This is a genomic window from Cupriavidus sp. GW823-FHT07B10, from assembly GCF_058794355.1.
Genome location: NZ_JBXAGS010000018.1, coordinates 1 through 14,132 on the forward strand (window position 1 = coordinate 1; position 14,132 = coordinate 14,132).

The 14,132-nt window shown below is 68.2% G+C and carries 12 protein-coding genes; 3 read left to right on the plus strand and 9 right to left on the minus strand.

The window, feature by feature from the left end; all coding sequences use genetic code 11:
• From AC1Q6V_RS27595 to AC1Q6V_RS27605, 3 genes are all read right to left on the minus strand, one after another.
• Nucleotides 1–221, minus strand: a 221-nt coding sequence (locus AC1Q6V_RS27595) for an ATP-binding cassette domain-containing protein (RefSeq protein ID WP_492316421.1), incomplete at its 3' end; no start/stop codon positions are given.
• 352 nt (nt 222–573) lie between these two features.
• Nucleotides 574–2,241, minus strand: coding sequence for a GMC family oxidoreductase (locus AC1Q6V_RS27600; RefSeq protein ID WP_439671074.1), 1,668 nt, complete (start codon nt 2,239–2,241; stop codon nt 574–576).
• A gap of 27 nt (nt 2,242–2,268) precedes the next feature.
• Complete coding sequence (locus tag AC1Q6V_RS27605) at nt 2,269–3,828, minus strand: CoA-acylating methylmalonate-semialdehyde dehydrogenase (protein ID WP_492316420.1); 1,560 nt, start codon at nt 3,826–3,828, stop codon at nt 2,269–2,271.
• A 230-nt stretch (nt 3,829–4,058) separates the two neighbouring features.
• Here AC1Q6V_RS27605 and AC1Q6V_RS27610 point away from each other — a divergent pair, with 230 nt between their 5' ends.
• Entirely contained in the window at nt 4,059–4,946 is an 888-nt protein-coding gene (locus AC1Q6V_RS27610; RefSeq protein ID WP_010811291.1) for a LysR family transcriptional regulator, read from the plus strand.
• Here AC1Q6V_RS27610 and AC1Q6V_RS27615 read toward each other — a convergent pair.
• The 3 genes from AC1Q6V_RS27615 to AC1Q6V_RS27625 all read right to left on the minus strand — a co-directional run bounded on the left by AC1Q6V_RS27615 (nt 4,943) and on the right by AC1Q6V_RS27625 (nt 8,872).
• Entirely contained in the window at nt 4,943–5,875 is a 933-nt protein-coding gene (locus AC1Q6V_RS27615) for an alpha/beta hydrolase (RefSeq protein WP_058697413.1), read from the minus strand. The genes AC1Q6V_RS27610 and AC1Q6V_RS27615 overlap by 4 nt on opposite strands.
• 103 nt (nt 5,876–5,978) lie before the next feature.
• Nucleotides 5,979–6,398 carry a Cu(I)-responsive transcriptional regulator gene (gene cueR / locus AC1Q6V_RS27620; protein WP_010811293.1) on the minus strand — a complete coding sequence of 140 codons (420 nt, stop codon included), beginning with the start codon at nt 6,396–6,398 and terminating at the stop codon, nt 5,979–5,981.
• Nucleotides 6,395–8,872 (minus strand): heavy metal translocating P-type ATPase, encoded by a 2,478-nt coding sequence (locus AC1Q6V_RS27625; protein WP_454750763.1) that lies wholly within the window; start codon nt 8,870–8,872, stop codon nt 6,395–6,397. Before AC1Q6V_RS27625 ends, cueR begins: the two co-directional genes overlap by 4 nt.
• A 197-nt stretch (nt 8,873–9,069) precedes the next feature.
• Between AC1Q6V_RS27625 and AC1Q6V_RS27630 the strand changes: the two genes are divergently transcribed.
• Nucleotides 9,070–9,270, plus strand: a complete 201-nt coding sequence (locus AC1Q6V_RS27630) for a heavy-metal-associated domain-containing protein (protein ID WP_010811295.1) — start codon at nt 9,070–9,072, stop codon at nt 9,268–9,270.
• Between the two features lie 72 nt (nt 9,271–9,342).
• On the opposite strand, the gene AC1Q6V_RS27635 is transcribed toward AC1Q6V_RS27630, so the two are convergent.
• Nucleotides 9,343–10,065, minus strand: coding sequence for an OmpW/AlkL family protein (locus AC1Q6V_RS27635; RefSeq protein WP_010811296.1), 723 nt, complete (start codon nt 10,063–10,065; stop codon nt 9,343–9,345).
• Between the two features lie 270 nt (nt 10,066–10,335).
• Complete coding sequence (locus AC1Q6V_RS27640) at nt 10,336–12,324, minus strand: alkyl/aryl-sulfatase (RefSeq protein ID WP_454750764.1); 1,989 nt, start codon at nt 12,322–12,324, stop codon at nt 10,336–10,338.
• Between the two features lie 180 nt (nt 12,325–12,504).
• Between AC1Q6V_RS27640 and AC1Q6V_RS27645 the strand changes: the two genes are divergently transcribed.
• Nucleotides 12,505–13,137, plus strand: coding sequence for a TetR/AcrR family transcriptional regulator (locus AC1Q6V_RS27645; RefSeq protein WP_037025237.1), 633 nt, complete (start codon nt 12,505–12,507; stop codon nt 13,135–13,137).
• Here the strand turns inward: AC1Q6V_RS27645 and AC1Q6V_RS27650 are convergent, their stop codons facing one another.
• Entirely contained in the window at nt 13,138–14,091 is a 954-nt protein-coding gene (locus AC1Q6V_RS27650; protein ID WP_011616246.1) for a delta(1)-pyrroline-2-carboxylate reductase family protein, read from the minus strand.
• Between the last annotated feature and the right edge of the window lie 41 nt (nt 14,092–14,132).

Consider the following 14,132-nt stretch of genomic DNA (forward strand, 5'->3'; position numbering starts at 1 on the left):
TCACGGGTGATGTCGATGCCGTTGAAAAGGATGGTGCCGGTGGTCGGCTCCAGGAACTTGGTGAGCAGGTTGAAGCAAGTCGTCTTGCCCGCGCCGTTGGGCCCGATCAACGCATGGATCGACCCGCGGCGCACCTGCAGGTTGACGTCGCTCACCGCCGTGAACCCCTTGAACTCCTTGGTGAGGTTCCGCGTTTCCAGGATGGTTTCCTGCTGGTTCATGTCTCCTGCCCGCCCTCTTGCTGAACTGCCGGGGTGATGCCCGGCACTGACAATGGTCCGAACCGGCCTTGTAGGCCCTTGCTGCCGCTTGTTCCGCCAGGCTGGCCGTGCTTGCGGCCCTGCCTGCGGCTTTCTGTACTGGTGCGGGGCGGCTCCCGCGCAGGTTGCGGCGATGGCTTCGATGTGCTGCCGACGCACCCTGTGAGGCGTCTATTGTGTGCGCCTGTTGCATCGCAAAACATCGGGGTTTGCACTATGAAACATGAACCAAGTGTCAGTTTTTTTGCAAGCGCACATGAGCAGGCTGCGCCACTCGGTCACGGCCCCGCCCGCGACCCGTGGCGCGCTCATGTCAGGCGCCTGCAGCGGCTGCCGCCGGCGCCGATTGCACCAATACTTCCGCCGCCGCCAGGCCCTGCCGGCGGTCTTCGCGGATCAGGTCGCTGGCGCGCTCGGCGATCATGATGGTCGGCGAATTGGTGTTGCCCGATGTGATCAGCGGCATCACCGAGGCATCGACCACGCGCAGGCCATCGATACCCAGCACGCGCAGGCGATGGTCGACCACGGCCATCGGGTCATCGGCGCGGCCCATCTTGCAGGTGCCCACCGGATGGAAGATGGTGGTGCCGATATTGCCGGCCGCTTCGGCCAGCTGTTCGTCGGTCTGGAATGCCGGGCCCGGCAGCCATTCCTCGGGCTGGAACGGTGCCAGCGCCGGCGACGCCACGATGCGGCGCGTGAGCCGGATGGAGTCGGCCGCGACTTTCCGATCCTCGTCGGTCGCCAGGTAATTGGGCGCGATCACCGGCGCCTGGCGGAAATCCGCGCTGCCGACATGCACGCTGCCGCGCGAGGTCGGCCGCAGGTTGCAGGCACTCGCGGTAAAGGCGTTGAACGCATGCAGCGGGTCGCCGAACTTGTCCAGCGACAAGGGTTGCACGTGGTACTCCACGTTCGGCCGCGCCTGCGCCGGGTCCGAGCGCGCAAAGGCACCCAGTTGCGACGGCGCCATGCTCATCGGCCCGCTCTGGTTGAAGGCGTACTGCACGCCGATGCAGAACTTTCCCCACAGGCTCGCGGCGCGCGTGTTGAGCGTGCGCACGCCGCTGACCTTCACCACCGAGCGCAGTTGCAGGTGGTCCTGCAGGTTCTCGCCCACGCCGAGCAGCGCATGGCGCACCGGGATACCCAGCGCCTGCAGGCGCTCGGCCTGGCCGATGCCCGACAGCTCCAGCAGCTGCGGCGTATTGACCGCGCCCGCGGCGAGGATCACTTCCTGCGTGGCCGCCACCGTGTGCGGCCGGCCGCCGCCGATATAGTTCACGCCGGTGCAGCGGCGCCCGTCGAAGGTCAGCCCGCTCACCTGCGCCCCGGTGACAATGGTCAGGTTGGGACGCTCCGACGCACGCCGCAGGAAGGCCTTGGCCGTGTTCCAGCGGATGCCGCGGCGCTGGTTCACTTCGAAATAGCCGACGCCGAAGTTGTCGCCGCGGTTGAAGTCCTCCGTGCGCGGAATCCCCGCCTCTTCGGCGGCATCGGCAAAGCGCTCCAGGATGTCCCAGCGCAGGCGCTGGCCTTCCACGCGCCATTCGCCGCCGGCGCCATGGAATTCGCTCGGGCCGCGGTGGTGGTCCTCGCTGCGCTTGAACAACGGCAGCACATTGTCCCAGCGCCAGCCAGCATCACCGGTGAGCCGCGCCCACTCGTCATAATCCTCGCGCTGGCCGCGCATATAGATCATGCCGTTGATCGACGAGCAACCGCCCAGCACGCGCCCGCGCGGATAGCCGAGTGAGCGGCCGTTCAGGCCGGCCTCGGCCTCGGTGCGATAGAGCCAGTCGGTGCGCGGGTTGCCGATGCAGTACAGGTAGCCCACCGGGATATGGATCCAGTGGTAGTCGTCCTTGCCGCCGGCCTCCAGCAGCAGCACGCTGACGTCCGCATCCTGCGTCAGGCGGTTGGCCAGGACACAGCCTGCCGAACCGGCCCCCACGATGATGTAGTCGAATGTCTCCATCGCTGTTCTTGTCGTCATCGTTGCGGCTTATTTCGCCACCGGCATGGTGAACTCGGCGCCCTTGGCGATCGAATCCGGCCAGCGCTGCATCACGCTCTTGTAGCGCGTGTAGAAGCGCACACCCTCTTCGCCATAGGCGTGATGGTCGCCGAACAGCGATCGCTTCCAGCCACCGAAAGAATGCCACGCCATCGGCACCGGGATCGGCACATTGATGCCGACCATGCCGATCTGGATCTGCCGCGCGAACGCACGCGCGATGCCGCCATCGCTGGTGTAGCACGACACGCCGTTGCCGTATTCATGCGCATTGATCAGCGCCACCGCTTCGGCAAAGTCATGCACGCGCACTACCGACAGCACCGGGCCGAAGATCTCTTCCTTGTAGATCGTCATATCCGGCTTGACGTTGTCGAACAGCGTGCCGCCGACATAGAAGCCGTTCTCATGGCCGGGTACGGTATGACCGCGGCCATCGGTCACCAGCGTCGCGCCCTCTTCCACGCCCTTGGCGATATAGCCCTCCACCTTCGCCTTGTGCGCAGCGGTTACCAGCGGACCCATTTCGGCGTCGGACTCCATGCCGTTGCGGATCTTCAGCGAGCTGGCGCGCTCGGCGAGGCGCGGCACGAGCTTGTCAGCGACATCGCCCACCGCTACGGCGACCGAGATCGCCATGCAGCGTTCGCCGGCAGAACCATACGCGGCACCGATCAGCGCATCGACCGCCTGGTCGAGATCCGCATCGGGCATCACCACCAGGTGGTTCTTGGCGCCGCCCAATGCCTGCACGCGCTTGCCGTGCCTGGTCCCTTCCGTGTAGATGTACTCGGCGATCGGCGTCGAGCCGACGAACGACAGCGCCTGCACATCCGGATGCGCAAGCAATGCATCGACGGCTTCCTTGTCGCCCTGCACGACATTGAACACGCCATCGGGCAAACCAGCCTGGCGCAGCAGGTCGGCAATCAGCAGGCTCGGCGACGGATCACGTTCCGACGGCTTCAGCACGAAGGTATTGCCGCACGCCAGCGCCACCGGGAACATCCACATCGGCACCATCACCGGGAAGTTGAACGGCGTGATGCCGGCCACCACGCCCAGCGGCTGGCGCAGGTTCCAGTTATCGATGCCGCCGCCGATGTTGTCGGTGAAGTCGGTCTTGAGCAGGTTGGGGATGCCGCAAGCGAATTCCACCACCTCGATGCCGCGCGTGACTTCGCCCCTGGCGTCCGAGAACACCTTGCCGTGCTCGCGCGTGATCAGCGCGGCCAGGTCGTCGTGGTGCTGGTCGAGCAGTTCCTTGAACTTGAACAGGATGCGCGCGCGGCGCAGCGGCGGGGTGTCGGCCCAGGCGGGGAATGCCGCATGGGCGGCGGCAACGGCGTCGGCCACGTCCTGGGTGGTGCCGAGCGCCACGCGTGCTGCGACTTCGCCGGTGGCGGGGTTATAGATATCGGCCAGACGCTGCGATGCGCCGCGTGTCTGCCGGCCTGCGATGCTATGGCCGATGATGGTCTGCACCGCGCTGGCTTCTGCAAGGATGTCTTCCACTTCCGCTCCTGAATGCTGGGTCGCTGACGGCATGCGGCTCGCCCGATCTTTGCGTCTGGTGAAGACGCTGGCGCAAACACCCGCCAGTCTCGCACTGGCATCGATGCCGCGCCGCACAAGGCGTGCCGGGCCGTATTGAGCGCAAGCTTGGTGCAGTTGCGCGGCCCCGTCCAATGATTTATCGTCAATCGCAATATAAGCCGCGCAAAATATTGCGCCGCACCACGCCTCGCCCCTGCGCCACCTTTCGCCCCGACACCGCCTTGGACCTCCACCACCTGCGCGCCTTCGTTGCCGTCGCGCGCGAGGGCAACCTGACCCGCGCCGCGCAGCGGCTGCACCTGACCCAGCCCGCAGTCAGCCTGCAGTTGAAGGCGCTGCAATCGGCGTGGCGCATCCGGCTGTTCGAGCGCACTGCCGCGGGCCTGACGCTGACCGCCGACGGCGCCGCACTGCTGCCGCTGGCCGAACGCATCCTCGACGGCGTGGGCGACCTGCAGCACACCGTCAGCGCGATGCATCACACCGTGCGCGGCCGGCTGGCGATCGGCACCATCCTCGATCCGGAATTCACGCGGCTGGGCCCGATGCTGCGCACGCTGGTGGAACGCCACCCGCAGATCGGCACAGAACTGCGCCACGGCATGTCGGGCTGGGTGCTGCAACAGGTACGCAGCGGCGCGCTCGACGTGGGCTTCTACCTGGGCCAGCCGCCTGACGCCGGCTTCCATGCGCTGACGCTGACGCCGTTCTCCTACTATGTGGTGGCACCCAAGGGCTGGAAAGAGCGCACCGCGCTGCGCTCATGGGCGCAGCTGGCAACGCTGCCGTGGATCTGGACGCCGCCCGAATCGGCGCACAACCGGCTCTTGTCCGCGCGCTTTGCGCAGGCCGGCGTCGACCCGGCCGGCGTGCCCAAGGTGGCGCATGTCGACCAGGAGGCTTCGATGCTGGACCTGGTGCGCTCCGGCGTGGGGCTGTCGCTGGTGCGCGACGCGATCGCGCTGCGCGAATCGCATGCGCACGGGCTGGTGATCGTTGAAGGGGTCTCGGTGCAGACCGAGCTGACGCTGGTATGCCTGGCCACGCGCCGCGACGACCCGGTCGTCGCGGCAGTGTTCGGCGTGGCCGAGTCGGTGTTCCGGACTTAGTGTCCCTGCTGCTGCAGGTGACGCTGCAGCCAGCCGGTCAGCGCCGCGAACACTTCGCCGCGCAGCGGCTGCGCTTCATTGAAGATCTCGTGGTAGCCGTGCTCGAACCAGACCTGTTCGCGCAACTCCGGCGGCGCGTGGTCGAAGAAGCTGCGGCTGCCGGCCGGGTCCACCACGCGGTCGGCGCCACCGACCAGCATCAGCGTGGGGGCCTCCAGCAGCGCGGCATCGGCCTGGGCCTGCGCCATGCCGCGGATAAAGCTCTCCAGTACGCTGGCGGTGATGGTGGTCTGCACCAGCGGGTCTGAGCGGTAGGCGGCCACCACGGCGGGATCGTGCGACAAGAGCCGCGCATCGATCGGATTGGGCACGCGCAGCCGCGGCGCCAGCGCCAGCAGCACGCGGTGCAGCGCCAGCATCGGGCCCGACAGGCGCAGCGCCAGCGCAGGCGAGGACAGCACCAGCGCGCGCACCGGGCGCACGCGCGCGGTGGCAAAGCGCGCCGCGATCATCCCGCCCATGCTGTGGCCGAGCAGGATCGGCAACTCGTTCCAGCCCGGCACCGCGGCATCGTAGATCTCGGCGAGGTCGTCGAGGTAGGCATCCTGATGGTCCGCCACCATGCGCGCGCCGCCGCTGGCGCCATGGCCGCGCAGGTCGTGCGCACGCACGCGCAGGCCCAGCCCGCACAGCACATCGGCCACATGCTGGTAGCGTCCGGCATGCTCGGCAAGCCCATGCACCAGCAGCACCGAGCCGAGCGGCTCGGCAAAGCGCGCCGGATCGGGCTGCCAGGTGCGCAGCAGCAGCTCGGTGCCGTCGCGCATGCGCTGGCGGCTCTGTACCGGCGCGTGCGTGCCGGCTGGGGTATCGGCAGGCATGCCGGCAACACCGGCAATAGCAGGATCGTCCGTCATCGGTTGTTCCATTCGCGCAAGTCTCCTCCCGGCACGGAGCGCCAGCAAAAGGCTGGCGCCGGCTGTCGCTATTCTTTGTGGTGCTGCCTGCTGCCTGCCTTGCACTCTGTCCCGCTCAACCGTGGCAGGCAAGCCTGCCCTGCGCTTCCGGCTGCGCCATATCGGCGAGGATCGGGCAATCCGGCCGATCGTCGCCGCTGCAGTGCTGCGCCAGCTCGCGCAGCGTGTCGCGCATGGCGGCCAGTTCAGCGATGCGCAGCTCAAGGTCGGCCACATGCCGCAGCGTCAGCGCCTTGACGTCGGCACTGGCGCGGCCGCGGTCATGCCAAAGCGACAGCAGGTTGCGGATTTCGTCGAGCGAGAATCCCAGATTACGGGCGCGCCGCACGAAGCGCAAGTTGTGCACCGCGCGTTCGTCATAGCGACGGTAGCCGCCCTCGGTGCGCGGCGGTGCCGCCACCAGCCCGATCGATTCATAGTGCCGGATCATCTTGGCCGACACGCCCGACGCCTGCGCCGCTTCGCCGATATTCATCGCTCGCCTCCCTGTGCCGTGGCAGCCCCGGCCTGCGGACGCCAGCGGCGCAGCAGCAGCGCATTGCTGACCACGCTGACACTGGAGAAAGCCATCGCCGCACCCGCCACCACCGGATTCAGCAACCCGGCCGCTGCCAGCGGAATGCCTACCACGTTGTAGAAAAAAGCCCAGAACAGGTTCTGCCGGATCTTGCGCACGGTGCGGTGCGAGACCGCCAGCGCATCGGCCACCAGCGCCGGGTCGCCGCGCATCAGCGTGATGCCGGCGGCGTGCATGGCCACGTCGGTGCCGGTCGACATGGCAATGCCCACATCCGCCGCCGCCAGCGCCGGCGCATCGTTGATGCCGTCGCCCACCATCGCCACCACCGCGCCATCGCGCCCCAGCGCCTGCACCCGGGCAGCCTTGTCCTCGGGCAGCACCTCGGCCTGCACGTCGTCCAGCCCCAGCGCCTGCGCCACGCGCGCCGCCGCGCCGGCATTGTCGCCGGTCAGCATCACGGTGCGCACACCGGCCGCGCGCAGCCTGGCGATCGCCGCCGGCGCGCCCGGCTTGATGGCATCGCCGAACGCGACCAGCCCGGCCACGCGCGGCAGCGTGGTTTCGACCAGCCACGACACGGTACGGCCGTCCGCGCGCAACTGCTCCGCCAGCGTTGCCAGCGTGCCTGCCGCTGCGCCCAGCGCCTCACGCAGGCGCTCGCTGCCCAGTTGCAGCGCCTGGCCGTCCACCACGCCGGCAATGCCGCGGCCTGGCAGGGCCTGCACTTCCGTGGCCTGCGGCGCGGCAATGCCGCGCGCCTGCGCTGCGGCCAGCACGGCGCGGGCCAGCGGATGCTCGCTGCCGGCCTGCAGCGCGGCCAGCCGCGCCAGCAGCGCGCTGCCGTCGGCATCGGCGGGATCGGCCGCATGCAGCGCCACCACTTCCGGCTTGCCGACCGTGAGCGTGCCGGTCTTGTCGAATGCCACCACGCTGACGCGGTGCGCCACCTCCAGTGCCTCGGCATCCTTGATCAGGATGCCGGCGCGCGCGCCGGCGCCGGTGCCGGCCATGATTGCCGTGGGCGTGGCCAGGCCCAGCGCGCACGGGCAGGCGATCACCAGCACCGCCACCGCGTTGAGCAATGCGGTTTCCCAGTCGCCGGCAAAGAGGCCCCAGCCCAGCACCGTCAGCAGCGCGATGCCCAGCACCACCGGCACGAACACCGCGCTGACCTGGTCGACCATGCGCTGGATCGGCGCCTTGGCCGCCTGTGCGTGCTCGACCATGCGGATGATGCGTGCCAGCACGGTCTCGGCGCCCACCGCCTCGGTGCGCGCAACCAGCAGCCCTTCGAAATTGATGGCGCCGCCGGTGATGCGGTCGCCGGGCTTCTTCGGCACCGGGACGCTTTCACCGGTCAGCATCGATTCGTCCGCGTGGCTGTTGCCTTCGATCACCTCGGCGTCCACCGGGATGCGCTCGCCGGGGCGCACCACCACCTCGTCGCCCACGCGCACCGCCGCCAGCGGCACGCTCTGCTCCACGCCGCCGCGGCGCACGCGGGCAGTATCGGGACGCAGCGCCGCGAGCGCGCGGATGGCATCGGCGGTCTGGCGCTTGGCGCGGGTCTCCAGCCACTTGCCCAGGCGCACCAGCGTGATCACCACCGCCGCGCTTTCGAAGTACAGGTGCGGCATGGCGTCGGCCGGCGTGCGCCACATCAGCCACAGCGACAGCCCATAGGCCGCCGTCGTGCCCAGCGCCACCAGCAAATCCATATTGCCGGCGCCGGCGCGCACCGCCTTCCAGCCAGCCTTGTAGAAGCGCCAGCCGAACACGAACTGCACCGGCGTGGCCAGCAGCCACTGCACCCATGCCGGCAGCATCCAGTGCACGCCGAGCCATTCCAGCACCATGGGTGCCACCAGCGGCAGCGACAGCGCCGCCGAGATCGCCACCGGCCAGGGGCCATCCCAGAAGGCAGTGCCCTGCGCGGCCTGCGGCGCCTGCGATGCGGCATCGGCCACCGGCGTCGCACCATAGCCCGCGCGCGCGACCGCGGCCACCAGCGCCGCAGTATCCGCCGCGCCGCGCAGCAGCGTGACGCTGGCGCGCTCGGTCGCCAGGTTGACCTGCGCCTCCATCACGCCCGGCACGGCGCGCAGCGCCTTTTCGACCCGGGACACGCATGAGGCGCAGGTCATGTCGGCAATATTCAGTTCGATGGTGTCCTGCGGCACCGTGTAGCCGGCATCGGCCACGGCACGGGCGGCGGCCGGCAGCACCGCGCCCGAGTCGGCGCGCAGCGTTGCGGCTTCAGTTGCCAGGTTGACGGCCACGTCGCGCACGCCCGGCACCCGGGCCAGCGCGTTCTCCACGCGGCGCACGCATGAGGCGCAGGTCATGCCGTCGACCGGCAGGCGCCATTCGGGCATTTCGTCGGCCGGCCGGACAGGTTGTGATGCGAGCACAGCGCTGGAATTTGGCATGGGTCCTGAGTCATCCACAGTGTCGATGTCAGCATCATGGACCTTACCATCATTGGAAGGTCAAGGCCGGATGCACAGGGTGTTACCGTCACATCGGCGCCAACAAATTCCTCTTGCGCTTCCCACCATGGGAAGGTTCAAACTGCATCTGTCGCGGCACCCGCCGCCCGTCCCATCCCGTTCAGGAGAGTCCCACCATGATCCAGTTCCAGGTCGAAGGCATGTCGTGCAACCACTGCGTGGGCGCCATCACGCGTGCCGTACAGGCGGTTGACCCGGCCGCGCGTGTCAGCGCGGATGTGCCCGCCCAGGCCGTACGCGTCGAGAGCAGCGCCGACCCAGAGGCCCTGCGCGATGCCATCGAAGAGGCCGGCTATCCGGTCAAGTCGGTGGCGTAAGCTGGCCACCGCAGCCGGCGCCAACAAGAAAGGGCACCCCCGGGTGCCCTTTCTGCCGTCAGTGTGCCGCGCTCAGAAGCGGTAGCCCACGTTCAGGAAGGTCACCACCGGATCGATCTTGATCTTGGTGTGTGACTGGATCGTTACCGGGCCCGCCTGCGTGGTGAAGGACGCGCGGGTCGACAGCGGCACGTACGAGACCGACAGGCCGACGAACCAGTTGTCGTTGATGGCGTAGTTGGCGCCGATGTTGAAGACCGGGTTCCACGACGGCTTGGCGCTGGCGGTCATGCGCGCACCCGGCAAGAACTCGCGGTTCACGAAGTTCTGGTTGGTGATGGTCTCGTCGGTGAACCAGGTGTAGTTCACGCCGATGCCGACATAGGGACGGAACCTGGTCTTGGCGTCGAAGAAGTGGTACTTGACCAGCAGCGCCGGGCTCCACTGCTTGACCGAACCGAGCTTGCCATACTGGGCATAGTTGCCGGTGCCCTTGACGTCATGCTTGGGCGGAATGCCCGCGACGATTTCACCGGAGATGTTGTCGGTGAAGAAGTGCGTGAAGGCCAGGCCCAGCGTGTCGGCAGATTCGATCTCCGCGCCGGTGTTCGGCCGGGTCATGCCGACCGGGCGGCCGTTGATGCTGTCGACAGTCAGCGGATCGGCGGAGCTGTTCGGCATCACGCGGAACCAGCCCAGACTGACGATATTGCTGCCGGCGGACTGCGCGTGTGCGGCTCCGGCCAGCGCCATGACAGCGCCTGCCGCCAGCATCTTCTTATAGGTCGATTTCATAATCCTCTTACTCCTCTTTCGGTTACTGCCGTGTGCATTATCCGGCCAGCCGGAGCACGACTGTTTCACCGATGACACTGATTCGTAGAGGACGCCCCCTAAAGGGAGGGTTAACCACTAAGAAACCAGCATGGGAGCGGCTCTCAGGGCCGTTCACCGAGGCATCCGCACAACGGTTTATGCCGCGCGCAGGAAAAAACCCTCAGGCAAGAGCGGTTTTATAGGGCGGGCACGCAACAGTGGCCGCGCGCCTGCCCCATCTCGGTGCGGTTAGGGTGTCACGATGCTGAAGTTCGGCTCGGACTTGTCCATCAGCGCCGTCCACGTCGCCAGCGCCTGCGGGTCGCCGTCCACACGGGCGCGGCCCGCCTGGGTCTCGGCCTGCAGTGTGGTCTGGCCGGCCAGCACGCCCATCAGCACGGCGCGCGGCATGGTAAGCGTGGCCTGCGGGGACGCGTGCTGCGCGTCGGGCTTGTAGCGGAACACGCCGTTCTCCACCGTCAGCGCAAAGCGCTTGCCGGTGTCCGGCTGTACCCAGTTCAGCGCCAGCGTCTTGCCCGCGGCGCGGTCGCCATTCAGGCTGATCGCCAGGTAGTCCAGGAACATGGTGTCGGTCATGGCGCGCAGCACGTCCGGGCTGCCGGCGCGGCGGCCGGCCTGGGGCGGGCCGCTGCGCAGTTCGGCGGCACCGGTCAGGTAGGCATTGCGCCAGGTCGAGGATTCGGCCTGGTAGCCGAGCTGCTCCAACGCGTCGGCTTCCAGCCGGCGGGCAGCCTGGTTGGACGGATCGGCAAAGACCACGTGCTTGACCACCTCGGCCACCCAGCGGTATTCGCCACGCGCATACGCCGCACGCGCCTGCTCCAGCACGCGCGCCGCGCCGCCCATGAATTCGACATAGCGCTTGCCCGCCTCTTCCGGCGGCAGCGGGTTCAGGTTGGCAGGGTTGGCGTCATACCAGCCGAGGTAGCGCTGGTATACCGCCTTGGCGTTGTGGCTGACGGTGCCGTAGTAGTCGCGCAGATGCCATTCGGCGGCCAGCGACGGCGGCAGCTTCACGCGCTCGGCGATCTCGGCCGGCACATAGCCCATGTTGGCCAGCCGCAGCGACTGGTCATGGATGTACTTGTAGCCGTCGCGCTGCTTGCCCAGGTAAGTGACGATGTCCTGGCGGCCCCAGGTAGGCCAGTGGTGCTGGGCGAACAGGACCTCGGTGCGGCCGCCGAAGCGGCCGATGGTCTCGTCCAGCGCGCGCCACCACTGGTTGGCGTCGCGCACCTGGGCGCCGCGGATGGTGTACAGGTTGTGCAGGTTGTGGGTGGCGTCCTCGGCGGCGCACAGTGCCTTCCACTGCGGGAAGTACATCAGCATCTCGGCCGGGGCCTCGGTGCCCGGCGCCATCAGGAATTCGATCTGCACACCATCGATGGTGCGCGTCTCGCCGGTCTTGTGGATCAGGTCCGTCGGCGGGATCAGCGTCAGCGTGCCGTGCGCCACCCCCTTGCCCAGCCCCGCATCCACCTGCCCGGTTGCCGAGCGCGGCAGGTTGAAGCCATACATGTACTGCGCGCGCCGGCTCATGGCGTTGCCGGCGAAGACGTTCTCGCTGACGGCCTCTTCCATGAAACCTTCCGGGGCCAGCACCTTGACCCGCCCGGCCTTGACGTCGTCTTCGCTGACGACGCCCTTGACCCCACCGAAGTGGTCGCCATGGCTGTGCGTATAGATCACCGCGACCACGGGCTTCCTGGGCCGGTGCTTGAAGTACAGGTCGAGGCCGGCGCGCGAGGTCTCCATCGCTGTCAGCGGGTCGATCACGATCAGGCCGGTATCGCCCTCGATGATCGTCATGTTGGCGATATCGAAGCCACGGATCTGGTAGATCCGATCCGTCACCTGGAACAGCCCGTTGTGCATGTTCAGCTGCGCCTGGCGCCACAGGCTGGGGTTCACGGTGGCCGGCGCCCGGTCTTGCTTGAGGAAGCCATAGGGGGCCAGCGCCCAAACCACATTGCCCTTGGCATCGCGGATCTCGGTGTTATCCAGCGTGCCGATAAAGCCACGGCGCGCGGCCTCGAAGTCACGCCGGTCCTGGAACGGCAGCTGTTGCAGCACGGCCGCATTGGCACGGGCGGTGGCATCGGTGGCGGGATTGCCCGCGGTGGCCGGGGCAGGTGCGGCGCCGGCGGTGCCGGCTAGGCTGATGGCGGCTGCAGCCAGCGCGGCGGCGGCGGCGGCAATGGCAGTCGGGTACGACATCCTGGTCTCCTGGAAATCCTGGGCCGGATGTCCGTATCCGGCCTGCAACACTTCCGTAATTGTGCTGAACGTTCAGTACAATACTGGAGTTTGCTGGCAGACCCCGGCCGCTGTCAAATAGGCATCCGGCCCGAATACTCATAAATTGCTGCCGGCACCACCTGTCTTCCGCCCCCGCCCATGCCACCGACCCGCCCGGCCGCACAAAAGCCTCCAGCCTCCGTCACCAAGAACCGCCGCGGCCTGGAAACCCGGGAACGCGTCCTTGCCGTGACGCGCGGGCTGATCAGCGCACACGGCTACGCCGAGGTGACCCTCGACCAGATTTCCGCCGAGGCCGGCGTGGCCAAGAGCAGCCTGTTGTGGCATTTCGGCAGCAAGGAAATGCTGCTGGCGGAGGCCGCAACCAGCCTGTTCCGGGATATCGGCGAGGAGCTCGGCACGGAGCCGCACCGGGGCAAGACCGCGGCGCGGCGGCTGGAAAACGCCTTCGACCGGGTGGCCGACTATTTCACGGCCAATCCGGAAGCCAAGGGTGTCGTGCTGGCCTTGCTGTTCTCAGGCAGCGTGCCGCCCAGCGTGCGCGAGGAGATCCGCCGCAGCTGGGACGCGCATGTGCAGGACCTGGTCGATGCGCTGTCCGCCCCCGGGCGCCCACTGCCCGCGCCGATGGCGCGCCTGATGGTGGCGACCATCCACGGCTGCTACTGCCACTGGTATGCCAGCGACCGCAGCGAACCGATCGCCGGCTTCCTGGCACCGGCGCGCGAGCTTTTCAGCGACTGGCTGCGTGCCCGCGATGGCGCGGGTTAGTCACCCGCGGCTGGCCAGCACGCAGGCCGCCAGGTCCCACAGCGCGTAGCCCACGCTCTTGAACACCAGCGGGCTGCCGGCCCGCGCACGGATGGCATCGGCCTGCAGGATCGCGGTCTCGAACGGCTGCACGTCGGCCCAGTCGATGCCGGCCTGCAGCAGGTCGCCGGCTTCGTCCTCGATCCCGAACAGGGTATCGGCCAGCAGCCGCCCGCTATCCGCGGCCGCATGGCACAGCGCCGGCGGCAGTTCGCACATGTCGGGCCGGAACGCACCGACCGCGGCAATGAAGTGATCGTCGCGCCAGAGGCCGCTGTCCAGGTCCGGCAGCACCGGGCTGCGGCTGGACGTGACCGTGACCACCATCGATACACGAGGCAATACTGCAGCGACCGACTCGGCTACCTGCGCTTCCACGCCCAGCGTGCGCGCGTGCGCGGCCAGTGCCTCGGCCTTGTCGCGCGTGCGCGAATGCAGCCACACCTTGCGCACGCCCAGCCCGGCCACGAAGGCCTCCAGGTGCGTCAGCGCCTGCACGCCGGCGCCGACGATCAGCAACTCGCAATCCTTGCGCGCGGCAAAGCACTGCGCCGCCAGCAGCGACACGGCCGCAGTGCGCCGTCCCGTCACCGTGGGGCCGTCGAGCATGGCGATGCGCGCGCCGGTGTGCGCGTCGGCCACCACCACCTCGCCGAGGATATTGGGCAGCCCGCGCCGCGGGTTGCCGGGATGGACGGTGATGTTCTTGGTCATCACCAGGCTGCGGTTGCGCGCGGGCATCACCAGCAGCGTGCCTTCGCCCCCTTGCGCATCGCCCACCGGCAGCGCAATGCGCGGCGGCGCCATGGCGGTGCCGTCGCGCAGCTCGGCCAGCATGTCGGCGATGGCTTGCGCCAGTTCGGGATACGGCAGGCGCGCCGCCGTGCTGGCGGCATCGAGGGGGACGAGGGACATGCGCTGGCTCCGGCAAGACGTTGCGAAGCGCCATTATTGCG

Bases quoted from the DNA above. Each gene is read 5' to 3' on its own strand.
- AC1Q6V_RS27625 (WP_454750763.1), bottom strand. From the start codon at position 8,872: ATGCCAAATTCCAGCGCTGTGCTCGCATCACAACCTGTCCGGCCGGCC.
- AC1Q6V_RS27605 (WP_492316420.1), bottom strand. From the start codon at position 3,828: ATGCCGTCAGCGACCCAGCATTCAGGAGCGGAAGTGGAAGACATCCTT.
- cueR (WP_010811293.1), bottom strand. From the start codon at position 6,398: ATGAATATCGGCGAAGCGGCGCAGGCGTCGGGCGTGTCGGCCAAGATG.
- AC1Q6V_RS27650 (WP_011616246.1), bottom strand. From the start codon at position 14,091: ATGTCCCTCGTCCCCCTCGATGCCGCCAGCACGGCGGCGCGCCTGCCG.
- AC1Q6V_RS27635 (WP_010811296.1), bottom strand. From the start codon at position 10,065: ATGAAATCGACCTATAAGAAGATGCTGGCGGCAGGCGCTGTCATGGCG.
- AC1Q6V_RS27600 (WP_439671074.1), bottom strand. From the start codon at position 2,241: ATGGAGACATTCGACTACATCATCGTGGGGGCCGGTTCGGCAGGCTGT.
- AC1Q6V_RS27645 (WP_037025237.1), top strand. From the start codon at position 12,505: ATGCCACCGACCCGCCCGGCCGCACAAAAGCCTCCAGCCTCCGTCACC.
- AC1Q6V_RS27640 (WP_454750764.1), bottom strand. From the start codon at position 12,324: ATGTCGTACCCGACTGCCATTGCCGCCGCCGCCGCCGCGCTGGCTGCA.
- AC1Q6V_RS27630 (WP_010811295.1), top strand. From the start codon at position 9,070: ATGATCCAGTTCCAGGTCGAAGGCATGTCGTGCAACCACTGCGTGGGC.
- AC1Q6V_RS27615 (WP_058697413.1), bottom strand. From the start codon at position 5,875: ATGGAACAACCGATGACGGACGATCCTGCTATTGCCGGTGTTGCCGGC.